Origin of the sequence: Streptomyces sp. NPDC085946 (genome assembly GCF_044540485.1) — a bacterium.
GTDB lineage: Bacteria > Actinomycetota > Actinomycetes > Streptomycetales > Streptomycetaceae > Streptomyces.
Map to the genome: position 1 here is coordinate 1 of NZ_JBITSF010000035.1, position 16,694 is coordinate 16,694.

General features: G+C 71.7%; 14 protein-coding genes and 3 pseudogenes. 10 read left to right on the top strand and 7 right to left on the bottom strand.

Features of this window, described 5'->3' with window-relative positions; all coding sequences use genetic code 11:
* The coding region (locus ACIF8T_RS37050) for a transposase (protein ID WP_400041456.1) at nt 1-323 on the top strand (323 nt) is incomplete at its 5' end.
* A gap of 84 nt (nt 324-407) precedes the next feature.
* On the opposite strand, the gene ACIF8T_RS37055 is transcribed toward ACIF8T_RS37050, so the two are convergent.
* The 3 genes from ACIF8T_RS37055 to ACIF8T_RS37065 all read right to left on the bottom strand — a co-directional run bounded on the left by ACIF8T_RS37055 (nt 408) and on the right by ACIF8T_RS37065 (nt 4,813).
* Complete coding sequence (locus tag ACIF8T_RS37055; RefSeq protein ID WP_400041458.1) at nt 408-2,471, bottom strand: SpoIIE family protein phosphatase; 2,064 nt, start codon at nt 2,469-2,471, stop codon at nt 408-410.
* Nucleotides 2,472-3,350: 879 nt separating this feature from the next.
* Complete coding sequence (locus ACIF8T_RS37060; RefSeq protein WP_400041460.1) at nt 3,351-3,500, bottom strand: hypothetical protein; 150 nt, start codon at nt 3,498-3,500, stop codon at nt 3,351-3,353.
* Nucleotides 3,501-3,973: 473 nt separating this feature from the next.
* Complete coding sequence (locus ACIF8T_RS37065; protein WP_400041461.1) at nt 3,974-4,813, bottom strand: SDR family NAD(P)-dependent oxidoreductase; 840 nt, start codon at nt 4,811-4,813, stop codon at nt 3,974-3,976.
* A 754-nt stretch (nt 4,814-5,567) separates the two neighbouring features.
* Here ACIF8T_RS37065 and ACIF8T_RS37070 point away from each other — a divergent pair.
* The gene (locus ACIF8T_RS37070) at nt 5,568-6,032 is read left to right on the top strand and encodes a hypothetical protein (protein WP_400041463.1); all 465 of its coding nucleotides are present in this window, start codon (nt 5,568-5,570) and stop codon (nt 6,030-6,032) included.
* 57 nt (nt 6,033-6,089) lie between these two features.
* On the opposite strand, the pseudogene ACIF8T_RS37075 reads toward ACIF8T_RS37070, so the two are convergent.
* The 3 genes and pseudogenes from ACIF8T_RS37075 to ACIF8T_RS37085 form a co-directional block, all read right to left on the bottom strand.
* A pseudogene (locus ACIF8T_RS37075) lies at nt 6,090-6,412 on the bottom strand (carboxymuconolactone decarboxylase family protein).
* Between the two features lie 59 nt (nt 6,413-6,471).
* Nucleotides 6,472-6,912 (bottom strand): hypothetical protein, encoded by a 441-nt coding sequence (locus ACIF8T_RS37080; RefSeq protein WP_400041464.1) that lies wholly within the window; start codon nt 6,910-6,912, stop codon nt 6,472-6,474.
* A gap of 290 nt (nt 6,913-7,202) precedes the next feature.
* Complete coding sequence (locus tag ACIF8T_RS37085; RefSeq protein ID WP_400041465.1) at nt 7,203-7,493, bottom strand: hypothetical protein; 291 nt, start codon at nt 7,491-7,493, stop codon at nt 7,203-7,205.
* Here ACIF8T_RS37085 and ACIF8T_RS37090 point away from each other — a divergent pair.
* From ACIF8T_RS37090 to ACIF8T_RS37120, 7 genes and pseudogenes are all read left to right on the top strand, one after another.
* Nucleotides 7,459-7,641 (top strand): annotated as a pseudogene (locus tag ACIF8T_RS37090) (hypothetical protein); the annotation flags it as partial. The gene ACIF8T_RS37085 and the pseudogene ACIF8T_RS37090 sit on opposite strands and share 35 nt — an antisense overlap.
* 317 nt (nt 7,642-7,958) lie before the next feature.
* Nucleotides 7,959-8,306, top strand: coding sequence for a hypothetical protein (locus tag ACIF8T_RS37095; protein WP_400041466.1), 348 nt, complete (start codon nt 7,959-7,961; stop codon nt 8,304-8,306).
* Complete coding sequence (locus ACIF8T_RS37100) at nt 8,303-9,052, top strand: glycosyltransferase (protein ID WP_400041468.1); 750 nt, start codon at nt 8,303-8,305, stop codon at nt 9,050-9,052. Before ACIF8T_RS37095 ends, ACIF8T_RS37100 begins: the two co-directional genes overlap by 4 nt.
* 1,123 nt (nt 9,053-10,175) lie before the next feature.
* Entirely contained in the window at nt 10,176-11,186 is a 1,011-nt protein-coding gene (locus ACIF8T_RS37105) for a questin oxidase family protein (RefSeq protein WP_400041469.1), read from the top strand.
* Between the two features lie 860 nt (nt 11,187-12,046).
* Nucleotides 12,047-12,520, top strand: a complete 474-nt coding sequence (locus tag ACIF8T_RS37110) for a hypothetical protein (protein ID WP_400041471.1) — start codon at nt 12,047-12,049, stop codon at nt 12,518-12,520.
* A gap of 342 nt (nt 12,521-12,862) precedes the next feature.
* Nucleotides 12,863-13,972: a hypothetical protein gene (locus tag ACIF8T_RS37115; RefSeq protein ID WP_400041473.1), complete on the top strand. Its 1,110-nt coding sequence runs from the start codon at nt 12,863-12,865 to the stop codon at nt 13,970-13,972.
* Between the two features lie 152 nt (nt 13,973-14,124).
* A pseudogene (locus tag ACIF8T_RS37120) lies at nt 14,125-14,577 on the top strand (IS5/IS1182 family transposase); the annotation flags it as partial.
* Between the two features lie 212 nt (nt 14,578-14,789).
* Here ACIF8T_RS37120 and ACIF8T_RS37125 read toward each other — a convergent pair.
* Nucleotides 14,790-15,530, bottom strand: coding sequence for an alpha/beta hydrolase (locus tag ACIF8T_RS37125; RefSeq protein ID WP_400041474.1), 741 nt, complete (start codon nt 15,528-15,530; stop codon nt 14,790-14,792).
* A 150-nt stretch (nt 15,531-15,680) separates the two neighbouring features.
* On the opposite strand from ACIF8T_RS37125, the gene ACIF8T_RS37130 reads away from it, so the two are divergent.
* Nucleotides 15,681-16,553 carry a helix-turn-helix domain-containing protein gene (locus ACIF8T_RS37130; RefSeq protein ID WP_400041476.1) on the top strand — a complete coding sequence of 291 codons (873 nt, stop codon included), beginning with the start codon at nt 15,681-15,683 and terminating at the stop codon, nt 16,551-16,553.
* The last annotated feature ends 141 nt before the right edge of the window (nt 16,554-16,694 follow it).

Genomic DNA, 16,694 nt, shown 5'->3' on the forward strand with positions numbered 1-16,694 from the left:
TCGGCGACGCCAGCAGCTTTCCCACCGCCGCCCACCTGGCCTCCTACGCCGGTCTCGCCCCGGCAACCCGGCAATCCGGCACGTCGATCCACGGCAAGCACGCCCCCAGAGGCGGCAACCGGCAGCTGAAACGAGCGATGTTCCTCTCCGCGTTCGCAGCCCTCCACGATCCCGCCTCCCGGACCTACTACGACCGCTGCCGAGCCCGCGGCAAAACCCACACCCAGGCCCTCCTCCGCCTCGCCCGCCACCGCATCAGCGTCCTGTTCGCCATGCTCCGCGACGGAACCTTCTACGAGCCGAGGAGCCCCCGACTCGCTTGACGAAGGACATAGAGGCACCCCCCCGCACGGTACGGAGACTGATCGCCGAGCACGGCCGGCTCGCACGGAGCGGTGCTCGTCGGGTCACTCACCGGGGCTGATGAGGAGCAGGGCGATGTCGTCCCCCGGGGTGGGGGCGTGCCGGATGAGCGTGTCGGCCAGGGCGCCGAGATCGGTCGGGTCCGCGTGCTCCACGAGTCCCGCCAGGGCGGCGGTGGCGTCGTCGAAGTCGACTCCGGGGGCTTCGACGAGTCCGTCGGTGTAGAGCACGAGCACGCAGCCCGGGGGCAGGGGGAAATCCAGCGTCGGGTACCGGGTGTCCGGATCGATGCCGAGGAGGAGGCCGGGCGGGACGCGGAGCAGTCCGGTGCGTCCGTCCGGCTGGCGCAGCAGGGGCGGCGGGTGTCCGGCGGTGGCCAGGCAGGCGCGCCGGTGGGCGAGGTCGAGGTGGACGTAGAGGCAGCTGGTGAACAGGCCGGGATCGAGGTCGGTGAGCAGGCGGTTGGTGCCGGCCAGGACGCGGTCGGGGGGCGCGCCGACGGTGGCGTGGGCGTGGACGGCGGTGCGGACCTGCCCCATGAGGGCGGCGGCGTCCACGTTGTGGCCCTGCACGTCACCGATGGCGGCGGCCGCGGTGTGCCGGTCGAGGCGGATGAGGTCATAGAAGTCGCCGCCGATCCCCAGGCCGCGGGCGGCGGGCAGGTAGCGGGCGGCGACCTTCAGCCCGGGAACGAGGGGCAGGCTGTGGGGCAGCAGGGCGGACTGCAGGCGGTGGGCGAGGTCGTGCTTGCTGTCGTAGAGGCGGGCACGGTCCAGTGCCTGGCCGACCAGGCCGGCCAGGGAGGTGAGAATGGCGCGTTCACCGGGCGGGAAGGCGTGGGGCCGGCGATAGGAGATGAGGAGGGAGCCGATGGGGCGGCCCGAGGCGATCAGCGGCAGGAAGGCCCATGCGGCCATCCCGTCCTCGTGCACGGTGGACGGGTAGTCGCGCTGGAGATCGGCGAGCGTCGCGAAGAAACCCGGGACGCCGGTGGTCAGGACCCTGGTGCCGGGGATGTCGGCGCTCAGGGGGAGGGCGTCGAAGCGTTCCATGACCTCGGTGCGGTGGCCGCGGTGACCGAGGATCTTCAGGCGGCCGTCCTCGGAGGTCATCAGCACCATGCCCTGCGCACCGAGGGCGGGCAGCAACTGGTCCGCGGTCTGGTCGACCACATCCTGCACACCGACGGCCTCGGTCAGGGTGGCGGCCAGGTGCATCAGCTGGTACAGCAGGACGGCGCGGCTGGGACCCGCGGCCGACCCGGCCGACGACGCGGGAGCGCCCTCGGCGGGGTCGGCGCCCACGATGCGGACGCTGATGCCGGAAGGGTCCGGGTACAGCTCGAAGGACAGCCATGTGTCCGGGGGGCGCAGGACGGTGAAGGACTGGGGTCCGCGGCTGACCAACGCGGCCCGGTAGCGGTCCTCGACCTCGGGGACGTCCATCCACGGCAGCGCCTCCCAGGGCAGGGCACCCACCAGGTCGGCCGGATCGGCACCGAGAAGGTCGGCGGCGGCCGGTGTGACGAAGGTGATGCGACCGTTCGTGTCCAGCGCGCAGGAGCCTCCGGGCAGGCGGTCGACGAAGGCGGCGACCTCCGTCGCCGCGCCGGGTGGGACGATGCGCCCGGCCGGCAAGGGCAGGGTCCGCGGCCGGCCGGGGGACGGCAGCGGGTCGCCGCGATCCGCTGCCTGCCGCAGGAGACCGCCCAGGCTGCGGCAGCCCGCCTCGACGGCCGCACGCTCGTCGGAGCTCAGACGCGGTGGACGGGCCCCGGGCCACAGCAGCACCAACCCGCCCCGGACCTCGGCGCTCGAAGTGACCGGAGCGGCCGACAGCGCGAAGTCGTACGGCAGCACGAGCGCCGGCCGCGGATACCGGCGCGCCATCTCCTCCTGATCGGGGACCCACACCAGGCGCCGCTCGCGCACGGCATCGGCCACCGGCATCGGATCGGTCAGGGCGACCCTCCTCCAGGGAGCCGCGAACTCGTGGGGCACTCCTGCCACGACGACCAGCCACAGCGCGTCTTCGCCCGGTGACAGCGCGTACAGCAGCCCTCCGAACGCGCCGGTTTCCCGCACCACGGCGGCCATCGCGGTGTCCATCAGCCGTCCACGTGACACCGCGGCAGCAGACGGACTGGTCCGGTTCCGCCCCGTCCGATCGCGTCGAGCGGCAGCCGCCCCGCCCCGGCCCGTCGGCAGGCCGGTGCTGCGGAGTACACCGTCTCCCGGCTGCCGGACACCCCGGCACAGTGGCGTACGTCGCTCCGCACCCCGTGAGAAGGCCTGCTCATCAGCTGGATGACGATCACGTCCCGCCGTACGTCGTCGGCAGCCCGCCGACGGTACCGTGCCCGCCACACCGCCCGCCGGTGCGCCGGGCAGCGGCGGCTGCCGTGTCCGGCCGACCCCGGCAGGGCCGCATCACACCGACCACCCCGAACATCACCCATATGCGGACATTACGCCCGACGTGCCGCGTCGGCATATCGCTCCCGGAGCGGTCATGCCGTCCACGCGCGGACGGGTGACGGTCGCGGCCGGGGACGTGGGGCACGAGCCGGATCTGATCAGGGGGTTCGCCCCAGCGCTGGAGTGGGGCTCGTGTGGACGGACGGCCACGGCCGCCCTTCGAACGAAGCAGCCGGACCGGGGAGGCCGCACCGCCGAGGTCCTCGGCCCGGGCGTCGCGCCTCGTGCCCGCGGTGACACCGGCCGACGGTCCGGCGGAGGCCGCACCGGGGCGGGCGAACGGCCGCGTCACGGCACGACAGCCGCCCCGGCGACCACCTGAGCGCGGTGTCCGGGCCGTCCCTGATCGCACCCGAGGGCGGCGGGCGCCGTACCCGGACGTCGTGGTCGGTGTCGTCCGCGAAGCACGGTGGGGCTCCGCTGACCGCCCACCGGTCGAAGACGAGGGTGCGCAGGCCGACGAAGCCGGTGCCGTGACCGTCCCACCGCGGAGAGTTCTCCCCGCGGCGGTCAGCGAGGGGGCCGGGGGCGCAGCCGGTCCAGCACCTCCATGCCGCCGCGACGGCTAGGCACCCCGGCGTGCGCACGCATGCCGTCGACCGCTTGCTCCGCCACCGGCTGCGGCATCGTCCTGGGGCGGGCCTCGTCCGTGACCGCCACGGCATGGTCCTGCGCCACGGGGCGCTGCCGTCCGCCAGGATCCGGCAGCCGTACGTCTCCGCCGCCCGGGCCGCGGCGTGCCGCGGGCGCGGCAGGCGTCCGCCGGCCTCGTCCCAGGGGCCGCGGACCGGGGTGGCCACCTCCACCTGCGCCCGCGACGGCTCCGGCCGGACCTCGCCCGCCGCCACGAACGACCCCGGTCCCGCTTGCCCGGGGCGCCGCGGACCGGCTGTTCCGCATGTGCGGTTGCGGGAGGCGCGCGGTGCGGGCGTACGTCGAAGGAGTGGCCGCCCGGCGGAAGAAACCCCGCCCGGCATGACGACCGACGAGACGGAAGCCGCGCGCTGGCACGACACCCTGCGGGCGGCGGTCCGGCCGACCGGGAACCGTCCGGGTTCCCCACGGACTGGCCTCCGGCTCGGTACCACCCGTTCAGAGCCGGGGACCAGTGATCCTCCCGCCGATGACGACCGTCACTCCTGTGACTGTTCGGCAGTGCGGTAGCGGCGCGCCATGCGGGCACCGGAGCCGTTGCGCAGGTCGAGTTCCGCAGCCGCCAGCCGGGCCACGGCTTCGGGGTCGGCAAGGCCGGGCACGCACACCACCTCGCCGGCGTCCAGCCCGGCGAGGGAGGCGGTGACGACGTCGGCCGGTGGCATGCCGCCCTCGTCGTGGACCCTGGCCTCACCACTCACCGGTGCGTCCCCGGTGCCGAGGTGGAACTCGGTCGCCGTGAGCCCGGGACAGACGACCTGCACGCGGACCGGGGTGTCGGCCAGTTCGGCGGCCAGGGTCCTGGTGAAGATCACGGCGTATCCCTTGGTGCCCGCGTAGACGGCCCGCTGGGGGAGGGGGTCCGGCGGCAGGTCGCCAGCGAACGCCAACAGCGAGGCCACGTTGACGACGGCGCCCCGGCCACGCGCCAGCATGCCGGGGACCGCGGCGCGCGTGAGCGTCGTGAGGGCCACGACATTCACATCCAGCACCTTGTCCAGGAGGGCCGGATCGACCTGGGCGAACGGTCCGTAACCGTTGATGCCGGCATTGTTCACCAGCAGGTCCACGTCACTGCCGGAGACCCGCTCGGCGACCCGGGCCAGATCGGCCGGCCGGGCGAGGTCGGCCACCAGCGTCTCGACCGCTGCCCCGCTGTCCTCGCGCAACTGTTCCGCGAGGGCGTCGAGCCGCTCGGCGCGCCGGGCGACCAGTACCAGGTCCCAGCCGCGCTCGGCCAGCTGGGTGGCGTACTCCCTGCCGATTCCGGAGGAGGCCCCGGTCACGAGGGCCGTGCCGGGTGTCTCGGGTGAAGCCATGTGCCTGATCCTTCCGCCGCGGGACTGGCTGCCCGGCGGGTCGTGCCGGGAGCCACGCCGTGATCACCCGCCGGGTGTCCCTGTGCCCCGCGGACGAAACGCCGGGCCGGGCCGGTGATCAGGAGGCCGGCGCTGCCGCCCACGGCCGCGACACCGGGCGAGTGAGAGGGAAACATACGAGGGCGCGGTCCCCGGTGGACGGCTTGCCTGGCCTTCCCGTGCGGCGCCGGTGTCCCGGGCACCCGCCTTGCCCCCCGCCGGCTCGGCCGCGACCTCGCGGGTGGTGAGCGTGCGCAGGTGCTCGACCGGCACGAGCGTGCCCCGCGGTAAGTCCGCCGCGACCGGCGCGACAGCGACGACCCGGGGTTTCTCCGCTGTCTTCGCGACCACGGCCGTCGTGCCGCTCGCCGTCACCGCCCAACTCGACAGCCGCTCACGCAAGACACCCGGCCGGGAAACCCCCAGCCGGGCGTCTGCCCAAGGTGACGCGGTCCAGCAGCCCTTCGCCGCGCAGGTCACCCCGTTGGCGGGAACACCGGCGGGGAGCCAGACGGTTGGCCGCGCCCCGGCGTTGTCAGTGGCCCCTCGTAGCATGAGGTCATCCATCAGCCCATGCTGGCGCTGGAATGAGGCCGCCCCGTCTGGTCACGCAGGCGGGGCGCGCTGCTGCACGGGGATTGCCCCAGCCGACGGAACCGGCCCGCGCCCGCCATGACAGGATCTCCCCTCCGGACAACAACGCCTTGAGGGAACCATGCGCACCCGCACCACCACCGCCGTCCTCGCCGCCGCCCTGCTCACGCTCACGGGATGCACGTCGACCGACGGCGGCGACACCGCCGCCCCCGCCCCGAGTGCGCCGGTCACCAGCAGCAAGCCGAGCAGTGAGCCCAGCGCCGAACCGACGGCCGGCGACACCGCCGACCTGGAGGCCGCGGTCAAGGCGTACACGGACGCCTACTTCGCCGCCGAGGCCGGCACCGCGCACCGCATGCTGTCCGAGCGCTGCAAGAAGGAGATCAACCCGCTCGTCTACGGGACGGTGCTGAAGCAGGCGAAGAAGGACTACGGTCCGGACCATCCGGCGACCGACGTGCGGGCCGAGGTGTCCGGAGACCTGGCGCGCGTCTCGTACAAGGTGAAGGGCCTGCCGAAGCTGGACCAGGAACGGCAGCCGTGGGCGCGGGAAGGCGGCACCTGGAAGTACGACGCCTGCTGACCTGACCCCGCGCTCCGCCTGCGGTGGCCCGGCGGGCACTTGACGGTCCGTCGGCACTCACACGGACGACCTTGCCGTCACGGGTGCCGGCCGGGCGGAGCGCTCGCCGGCGATCTTCTTGAGCCGGGCGGCCGCGGTCATGGCGTTGGACCGGCCCGCTTGGAAGACCGGGCGCCTGATGGCCTCGGACAGCTCCTCCCTGCCTCGCCCAGGCGGTACGGCAGTTGTTCGCCGCGGTACAGGGCGGCCGGCACGCTGACCGTGATCAGGCTGCGGTCCCGCGCCGACAGCCCAGGACGTTCCCCTGCGTCTGCCGGGAGGGCATGTGCGGGCGGCGCCGCTACCCGGTGAACGGCTTCGGCCTGGCCCCTCGACCTCACCGGTCCAGGTCGCTTCACACGACGTCATCCGGACACGGCGCCGACTCCGGAGACAGAAGCTAGCCGCAAGCCTGGAGGACGGGCTTGTCAGAGGTGATGCTGCCTTCACTGAGCAGGGTGATCACTTGCACGATGACATCCACCGGGGCATCGACCGCGTCGTTCAGTACGTTGCCGGACAGGATGTTGGTGCCCGGGAACCACTGGTGGATCACGCAGGGTGCTTTCTCAGGGGAGGGCAGGGGCGCGTCTGCGCCGCCGCACTGGTTGAGGGCGGAGCCGAGGGGGAGGCCGGCGAGGTTGCCGTCCGCGGCGCCGGTGCCGTGGGTGGTGGCTCCGGTGGCGTGGGCGCCGGTGTGGTGGTTGGCACAGGAGGTGCCGAAGGCGGGAGACAGGAAGTCGCCCACTCCTCCGGCGCTGGCCGGTGTCGTGGTGACCAGTACCGTTCCGGCGGCTGCCGCGGTGAGCCCCCATGCGGTGGCTGTGGTGCGCATGCTCATGCCTGGGGAACGATCACTGGCCGTGTCAGGACACGTCCGACCGCTTCCCCGCCAATAGTCGTACGGAATCGCGGGCCAAAGCCCGTCCGAGGCCGGCGCTGGATCTCGTCGGCGGCTGGTTCGCTCCGGCCGATGGCTGCGGGGAAGGAGGGCCCGGGTTGCCGCCGGGAGGTCGAGGATGACGTTCAGGCAGCGAGGGATCGTCATGGGCTTGGCCGGGGTGCGGGGCAGGGAGGGCGGTGGCCGGAAGGGTGTCGCGTACGGCAGGGGGGTCGGGCTGCTGGCGCACCTCATCCGGGGTGCCGGTGGTGGCGCCGGTACCAGAGGGCGCCGACCGCAGCGGATGCCGTGGCCAGGGTGATGCCGAGGACCGGCCAGCGGCTGTCGGCGATGCGCAGGCTCGTCAGGAAGGTCACGGCGGTCAGGCCGAGGGGCACGAGGAGGGAGAGGAGCGCGCGGAGGGCGGCCGCCACTGTTTCCGGTTCGGGGCGGAAGGTGCGGTGGCGCGGGGCGGGCGGGGTGTCGGTGAAGTAGTAGGCCAGGACGCGGTCTGCCAGTGTGACGATCGCCGGACTCGTCATCCTCGCCAACTTCCTCTCCATGCCCTACTACCCGGTGTGGTCGGTCGTGATGATCACGATCTCGGGCTTCATCATCTGGGCCCTGTGCGTGGTCGAGCCCGGCAACCTCTCCGACCTGTCCGGAGAGCGCACACCGCGCGACAGGTGACGCGCGGCCCCGGCACGGCGCGCGGGGCGCGGGAGGGCGAAGCCGGTACGTGCCCGGGAACGTGACAACGAAGGCCTGCACGGGCGCTGTCACGTTGCCGGGTACGTGCGTGTCCGGCGGCGTGTCGGGGTGGCGTGCGAGCACGGGCAGCCAGACGTGCGAAGTCGCTTGAATTCCCCCACCCGACGTGCGGTGGATGAGGTGCCGAGGCGACGGCGACGGATCGCGGCGACTTGGTCAACGAGCAAAGCAGGTCGGCTCGTTCCGTGCTGCGCCGGTTTTTGAGAGGGGGTTCACCGGAGTGAGAGAGTGAGCCCATGGCGAACACCTCCAAGTACCTGGAACCGGCCGACGCGCCGGCCGATGCGATCCGGAGGGGGTGCGCACCTGGCGACCGGTTCCCCACCGTGGTCGAGCCGGCCGAGGCGCACGGCGTTGCCCCCGACACGGCCGGCCGGGCCGTACAGGTGCTCAAGGAACGCGGTCTTCCTGCGGGGAAGGCCGGCGGCACCACCCGAGTACGCGTGCGGCCCACGCACCACGTCAGGCGGAACACCCGCCATCGGGCGGAGAAGGACCTCGTTCGAGGGCCGCAAGAGGTGCGACTGCCGACGGTGGTCCGTGCAGAACTCCGATACGTCGCGTCCTCGAAGCGGTGGTCATGAATCGAGTCATCAGCGTGGTGACGCCCGTCTATGACGGGGGAGCCACCTATCTGCTGGAGACGTACGAGTCCGTGCGAGAGGAACGCGAGCGCCTGCCGGACGGGTGGGACCTGCAGTGGCTCGTCCAGGAGGACGGCACTACGGGCAAGCCCCTCGGTCGCCTGCCGGCCGAGCCATGGATCTCCCCGGGAACGGCAGGCAAGGGTGGCGCTGCCGTAGCACGTACGATGGCCCTCCCACGAGCGACGGGCGAACTCGTACGCACCCTGGACGCGGATGACCTGCTCACCCCGGGCGCGCTGGTTCGTGATATCGCCGCCATGGAGAGTCACCCCGAAATGGGGTGGTGCATCTCTGCGGGGCTGGACTTATTGCCCGACGGATCGACCAAGCCCGGCCCTTACGATCCCCCTGAGGGCCCTCTCACGTACAAAACGCTGCTGGCTGCTTACGACGACGATCATTTCCCGGTCGTGGCCGCGCATTTGACCGCACGAACCCCCTTACTGCTGGCAGTTGGCGGATGGCCGGCCCTGCCGGCCTGGGAAACGATTGCCGCGGTGCTTCTGTGCGCCGCCGTCTCCGACGGCTGGATGATTGCGGCTCCCGGCGGTTTTTACCGTAAACACCCTGCTCAGACCACTGCGCAAGCTGCTTATGCCGACGTCGCCGACGCGAGTGAACTTCGGACCATCGTCCGAGCACAGGCAGAGGCATTACACGCCACCGGCTGGCGTTGGTCGTAGCTGAGAAGTACGAACTCCCTGAGTCAACGCGGCGGATGAACGCCATGACGTAGAAAAAGCGAAGCGGCCTCGTCGTCACAGCGGGGCCGCTTCGGGGCCGGGTCCTGCTGGTCGCCGCGTAATCGATGCCGACACCCTGCTCGTCATGGCGGCACCGCCACGACAGGGACGGAAAGCCAGGTCGCTCCCGGGTTGTCTCGGGAAGGTCTGATGCCCAGGTGGTGAACTGGGCACAGACAAGCGACTGCTGGTTCGAGGTCGATCGCGTTCCTGAGCCCTTGGAGCGGGCGGAGCGCCAAGACGACGCCGAAGCGTGGAGGGAGCCGGGCTGCCGGCTCGTCCTGGAACACGACCTCGTGTCCCCGGCGAGCTTCGCCGCCTCGCCGCTTTGCCGCGCCTGGTGCGCCTCGCGTCACGCAGCGCGGAGGAGGGCGACTTGCTGTACTACCCGGTGGTGGCCTTCACGTTGTCGAACGGCGTGGAGATCGAGGCGGAGGGGGAAGGCAGGTCCCACCCGCCTCACGGCACGCAGGAGGGCGACCGCACCGAGGTCGTCTATGACCCGGCGGTGCCGAGCAGCATTGCCCTGCCCTCCCTTCTGCCGGGCGGGCTCGAGGTACGAGAAATCCTCGCGTGGTGCGTGGCGTCGGTCGCTGTGGGGCTCATGACTTATCAGATAGTCGTCGACACTTTCCGACAACGGCCAATGCTGTGCCAGGCGTCGCGGTGGGCGATCGCGGAGACGATGCCGCGATCGCGGACCTGGTCCCGGACGGCGCAGCGGACGATCATTTCGGTTCGGTGGCCGGGGGTCGTCGTCGGGTGGCGGCGGGGCCGGAAGCGGGGCGAGATGCCGCTGAACGCGGCCAGGGACCGCTGTGCTCCGTGCCGCGTTGCCACCTCACGCCGGCCCGTCCGAGGGAGGAACGGACGACGGCACGGCATCGTAATCGGCGGCGGCGGTGGAAACGGGAGGCGCCCCCATCGGGGGACTTCGGCCGGCCCGGTGGATGCGGAAAGGCCCGGTCCCTTCCCACGGTGGCGAGTGGTGGGTCGGAAGTCCTAGGTCGGTTACGTCTCCAGCCCGTTACACCGCCCTGGCGTCCTGCCTACTGTCCCTGCCATGGATACGACAGGAATCCTGGACGAGGCGCTCGAGCGCCTGCACACATCGGGGCCCGAGCGGCTCGGACGGCTCACCAATCACGCGCCGATGGCCGTCGAGGCCCTCGCTGCTCGCGGACAGGCACATGCGGTGCACCGCTGGCTCGACCTGTACGCACGCAAGCTCGAGGAGTTCCCGTCCCGTGTCGAGCCGGTCACGGACGACAACTGGCTTTCCGCGCTCGGTGATCCGCGACGCGCGGCCGACTGGATCGGCTACTTCGAGTGCCGGATCACCGAGCGTCCGTGGCGCGAGGTGCTCACCCAGTGGTGGCCCCGTCTCCTGCCCGGCATGTACGGCGGCTCGACGCATCCGGTGATCCGGGTGGGCCACGCCGTCCGCATGCTTCTGTCCGGCGAGACCACCGGACCTCGTCTGGCCGAACTCGCCCACGGTCTCGGCTACTGGGCCGCACGCCACCGGCCCGTCACGGCCCTTGCCCCGCTGCCCGGCGCCGACAGCGCAGCCGCCGCTCTCGACACGGTGCCGCCCATCGCCCTCCAGGACGGCGGCTTCTCCGCCCGGCTCGAACGTGTCATCGCCCTGCCGGCGTGGGCGGCCACGGTGACGGAACCGAGCGACGCGTACCGCCACCTCGCCGAACTGGTGCGGGCGGCAACACACCGGTACGCCACCCACGGCCACGGCGAGGAAACGATGCTGGTCCACGCGGCCACAGCTCCCAACGCTGTCCTGCGCACCCTGCCCGCGCTCCCACCCGCCCTGTGGCCGTCGAGCCTGCGGGCAGCCTGGACGGCCTCCGCGGCGGTGACCGCGATGTACGCACCGGCCACCTCGGTCGCATACACCCCGCCCGGTACTTTCACCCCCGAAGAGGTTTTTGAACGGGCCTTGGCGCACGGCGATGAACACGTCATCAAGCTGACGGACACAGCCCTCGACGTCGGCGATGAACCGGCCCTTGCGGCGGCTTTGCGCTCCATGGAGCTGAGCACCCCGCTGGGATGAACCTCCGCCAGCTTGAAACCGCAGGTCATGGGGCTGTTCGACCGATACGCGAGGTGCTCGCGCTGATCGTGGACGGCAGTCTGCGGAGCAGACCATCCGGCGGGGTGTCCCAGAGGGCAGGCGGATCAAGCGTCGGGACAAGGTGAAGGCGGTTCGGGGTAACGATCGGGCAGGGTGGGGAGATGCCTGAGTCGCCCTTGCCCGGAGGCTTCGTCAACGCGGTTGTTCGTGTCGGGGACACGGTGCGCCGTCCGGCCTCGGCTCGTCCGAAGTTCATGGGTGACCTGCTGAGGTTGCTCGAAGACAGTGGACGGAGCGGCGCTCCGCGGTATCTCGGTGTGGACGACGAGGGCCGTGAAGTCCTCAGTTACCTCAAGGGGCATGCGGCGTGGGAGCCGCGACAACCTGCTGCTGTGTCGTCCGACGAGAGTCTGGTGACGGTCGCCCGGCTCGTGCGTGAGTTCCACGACCTGACGGCCGGCACCCCGCCGGCCGGAGACCAGGAGGTCGTGTGCCACAACGATCTATCACCCAAGAACATCGAGGCGCGCTGGAACACTCAGTGCGGTGAGCGCGTGGGCAACGGCCGCAGTCGGTCCGCTGGTTCCTTCCCCCTGACAGCCGGACGGCCGGACGGCTTTCCACGATCCGACGCCTGCTGGATCCCGACCTGCTGGACTCGCCCGGCGGCATCACTGCCTTCACCGTCCGCTTCGCGCGCGCCGTCGAGCCGCCGCAGCACGCCGACAGCGCGATCGTCCTGGTCATCGACCTCGTCCAGTTCACCGAGTGCGCGATGGTCGACGAGGCGCAGAAGCCGGGGACCGGCATGTCAGAGGCGGCCAGTAGCCTCGGGCACCATGGGCATTCAGATCGATGTCGTAGTGGGTCACCCGGTCAACGACGAGATGGAGAGGGTGCTCGGATGGGCCGAGGCGGTCGGCGAGCCCGTCACGGTCACATTCATGTGGGAGGGGCGTGAAGAGGCCGAACGCGCGGTGCTGGTGCCCGCGGCCACACTGGCGCTCTGGGAATACTGGGCCCCCACCGCCTACCCGACGAGTAGCACCGGGGAGGACAACCGGGCCGTAGCGGAGCAGCCGGAACTGGCCCACCCGGCGGAGTTCGGCGCGTTCACGCTCTTTCGCCGCCGCGCAGGAGGGCGCACGGCGGTCGCCCGCGAAGGCGTGGTGGTCGCCGAACTACTGAACCCCGACGAGGCGCACTGGCTCCAGGAGAAGGCCCGTGAGGTCCGCCAGGGCTTCATGGATCCGAGGCAGAAGGCGGCGTTCGAGGAGTTCCTCGCCCGGCAGACACCCCCTGACGAGCAGTGACGCACCGACTCGGACCGGGTGGCCTCGACCGCTTCTTGCGACGGCGTTCGGCAGCGAGTTCTGACGTCGGCGTCCGGTCGAGGGCTACGCGGTAGCTGCAGGCCGGGCACCCTGAACAACAGCTTCGTCGGCGACCGTGAGCAGGAGACGAAGCTGTGTCACTTCGACCGGCTTGGACGCCTTACCAGACCGACCGGCCACGCGGGCCCGGAAGAGCGGAACGACGTCGGGCGCGCCGGTTGCGGGCCATGCTGCTCCCAGCGACGAGAGCGGGGGAACGTGCAGGCAATTCTGGCGGGGGCCGTACTTCTGGTGTGTCTGAGCACGCCGCTGATGGGAGGGATGCAGCCGCCGAGGCTGAGGTCGCAGCGGTCGATCCCCGAGTACTCGGTAGGGGCGCCGTTGGCGGTAGGGCTCGGCTCCTGGGCGATGTGGGTGCTGATGTTTCCGGTGCTCCGTGTCGGCTTCACCGGCACCAGGAACACCTGGATATGCGTGGGCCTGCTCCTGGTGTGCGTACTGGTCGCCCGGCCGATGGTCCGGATGGCGGCGCCCGCGCGGCTCAAGGAGAACCGGTTGCTGATCGCGGTACGCGCGGTGGGCCTCTGCTGCGTCGTGGCGGCCGTCATGGCACCGCTGGAAGCAGAGGTCGACAAGCAGCCCATGGCCGGGATGACCGTGATGTACGCGGTGACCGCCGCCGCACTGGGGCTGACGCGGATCGTGGATCATGGCTACTTCCCGCTGGTCCTGCTGTGGACGGCGTTGTGGAAGGCGCTCCTGGCCGCCGTGACCGGGTACTGGATCCACCGCACCGGCGGCACCCTCGTCCTCGACCAGGACGACGCCACCCCCGGGACGCTGCTGCTCGCCGTCCTGTGGTGGTCGTTGACGGGGCTGTCCGCCGGCTGCGCGGCGGCCGCGGCCGTCCGCTTGGTGCGCTGGTTGAGGACCGGACCGCCGGCCCGTCCCGCGCCCCCCGGTGTGACCTCCTGGCCACCGGCCGCCGGCGATGTGTGGACGGCCGAACTCACCCACGACGACAACACCTACAAGGAGCGTCCGGTGGTCGTGCTGGAACGCACCCCGGGCTTCGTCCGCGTGCTCGGCATCACCAGCGTCGACAAGTCCGACCGGCCGCGCGGCTACCTGAAGCTCCGCCTGTCCGAGTGGGAGGGCGTCCTGAAGAAGGACGGCTGGCTGAACCTGGAGATCGCGCACGTCCCGTACTGCGACTTCCTGTGGCGGCGAGGGGAGTGCCCGGACCGGGTGTGGGACGTGCTCTGCACGAAGGCCGACGTGCGGGAGCGGTCCGCGAAGGCAGGACCGCCCCCGGGTTTCACCTTCCGGCACCGGCTGTGGTCAGCGATGAACGCGCACGTCGGCCGTGACGCGCGCACGGTCCGCGCCGACGGCCGAGGGCGCCGGGTGTGGACACGGGAGAAGGTCTGACCCGTACCGCCGCCGGACCGCATGACACCGGGGGAGAGGCCGGCTCCCGGGACGATGCAGGAAGGTGCTCGAGCACCGTCACGACGTTTCGACGGCTGCCTCGCCGGCGCCGGCCTCCTCCGTGATCCCTCCTGACGGCATCACGTGTTCACCGAAGGAAACCGGCGCGTCACCGTTCCGATGAGGCCCCGGGACGCTCACCGGGCGGGCTCACCTGCAAGATTCACTTTGCCGGGGAGGAGGGCGGGTGCCGCCCGCCTGGGTCTGTGATCACGTCCGGCCACCGGGGGACGTGCGGCGGATGACCTCCGTGTCGGAGGAAATCCGCGTGCCCCGGCAGGCGGGTGGGCGACCGCGCCCCTGCCCCGGCCGTGTCGGGGGCGATAAGGCGTACTCGTCACACCCCGACCGGCGTCACCTGCGCAGGTACCGGATCAAGCACACGTCCCCGAGTCGAAAGACCAGCGGGCCGACCGCCAGCGCCACGGCAGCCGGGGGAGGGGGGCGGCCGCCCCACCGGGTTCGACAAGACGGCCTACCGACGCCGCAACGAAGTCGAGCGGACCATCAACCGGCTCAGGAATCTCCGAGCGATCGCCACGCGCTGTGGCCTCATCCGCTCGGGACTGGATCCACCTACCGCAGGGCCCGGGTGAACACGCGGTCCAGGGCGGAGCGGCGGAGGCAGGCACAGACCGTCCGCCAGGACCCGTGGGATTCGGGCAGACCTCGTCGTCCTCGCCGGACCGGACGGTGACCTCTTCCACGTCGCGGATCTCAGCCGTGCGCCCAGCGGGTCCTGGCGAGGGAAGCGGTGCTATACGGCCCGCACCGGCGCGAGCCTGAGCAGCAGGCCGGTGAGCTCGGCCGGCATGGTGATCATGCAGTCATGTCCCGTCGGCAGCTCCCACACCTGCGCGGGGGAGCCGTTGGGCTGCACCGCGGGGACGGGCCGCCTGGCGAAGCCCTCCGGTACGCCGGCGACGCAGTGGATGTGGGTCCGCGGGACCGCGCGTGCCGCCGGGTTGTCCAGCCGGACCGGTTGCTGGAGGCAGCGCACCGGATGGTCCGACATCATCGTGCGCACCCAGGCGATGTCCGCCGGGTCGGTGAGCCCGAACAGGCCCGCCGGCGGCGGCAGCTCGGGCAGCGGCGGCACCCGCCAGCCACTTCCGGACTCCAGGGCCTGATCGATCAGACGCTGGGTCACGGGCATGACGTCGACCGCGCTCTCGCCGTCCAGCGGGACCATCGCGTCGAGGTAGACCAGGTGCGCGATACGCTCCGGGATCCGGTTGGCGACCGACGAGATCACCAGCCCGGCATAGCTGTGCCCCACCAGCACCACCTCGGTGAGGTCCTCTCCGAGGATCAGCTCGACCACGTCGTCGACATGCGTGTCGAGCCCCACCTCGGGGCCGAGCAGATGAGCCTTGTCGCCGTACCCGGTCAGCGACGGCGCGAACACCTGGTGTCCGGCCGAGGCCAGCATCGGGACCACCCGGTCCCAGGCCCGTCCGCTGTGCCAGGCACCGTGCACGAGTAGATAGGTCGACATGGATGTGCTCCTCGCTGTGCTGAATCGCCGCCAGGGCCGCTTCGGCCGCTGATCACGGTGCCGTCCGGTTCCCGGCCGGGCCAGAGCCCCCGCGATCCTGGGGGTGACAGGACCAGGCAACGCCCCGGACCAGCGCCCTACAGTGGGCGGATGACCGACAGACCGAATCTGCTGGGTGACTACGTGCGTGCTCGCCGCGAGCTCGTCACCCCCGAAGAGGTCGGCATCCCCGTGGTCGGCATCCGGCGCGTGCCGGGGCTGCGCCGGGAAGAGGTCGCGATGCTCGCCGGTATCAGCGCCGACTACTACCTGCGCCTGGAACAGGGCCGGGACCGCAACCCGTCCGTGCAGGTCCTGGAGTCGCTCGCCCGCGTGCTGCGGCTCGACGACGACGAGACGGCCTACCTGTTGCGGCTCGGCGTCGCCCGGCCCCGCCGGCGGTCCCGCCGCCGGGAGACCGTCCCCGCGGGCATCGCCCAGCTCGTCGCCACGCTCCCGCTGCCCGCGGTGGTCCAGGACCGCCACTTCGACGTCCTCGCCTCGAATCCCCTGGCCACCGCCCTGTCACCGCGTCTGGCGGTGGGGGTCAACCGTCTGCGGGCCCTGTTCCTCGACCCCGCGGAGCGGGCTCTGCACCCGGACTGGGAGGAGACCACCGAGGGCGCGGTCGCCGTCTTCCGTGAGGCGGTCGGCACCGACACCGACGATCCCCGGTTCGCCGAGCTGATCGGCGAACTCTCCCTGTCCAGCCCCCGCTTCAGCCGGCTCTGGGCCCGCCACGACGTACAGGTCTGCGAGGGCGCGCCGATACGCCTGGCCCACCCCCGGACCGGCGACCTGCGCTTGAACCGGGAGAAACTGGACATCGGTGGTGCGGCGGGCCAGGTGCTCGTCGTGCTCCATCCGGACCCCGGTACCGACAGCGCCGACAAGCTGGCCCTCCTCGCCTCCGCCATCCGGACACCGACGGAAGCCGGTCACGAAGGGTCCGTCCGCCGGCCGGTGCGCGGCGGCGCCCGGTAGGGCCTGCTGCGAGAGCGGGTCTTCCTCGATGAGGGCATCGTCCAGGCGCCATAGGCCACAGGTCGTCGCGCCTGCGCGCCGCTGCCCGGGCTTGGCGCGCCAGCGGCGCACCGTCTGGCAGGAGACGATCCCGCGCGCGAG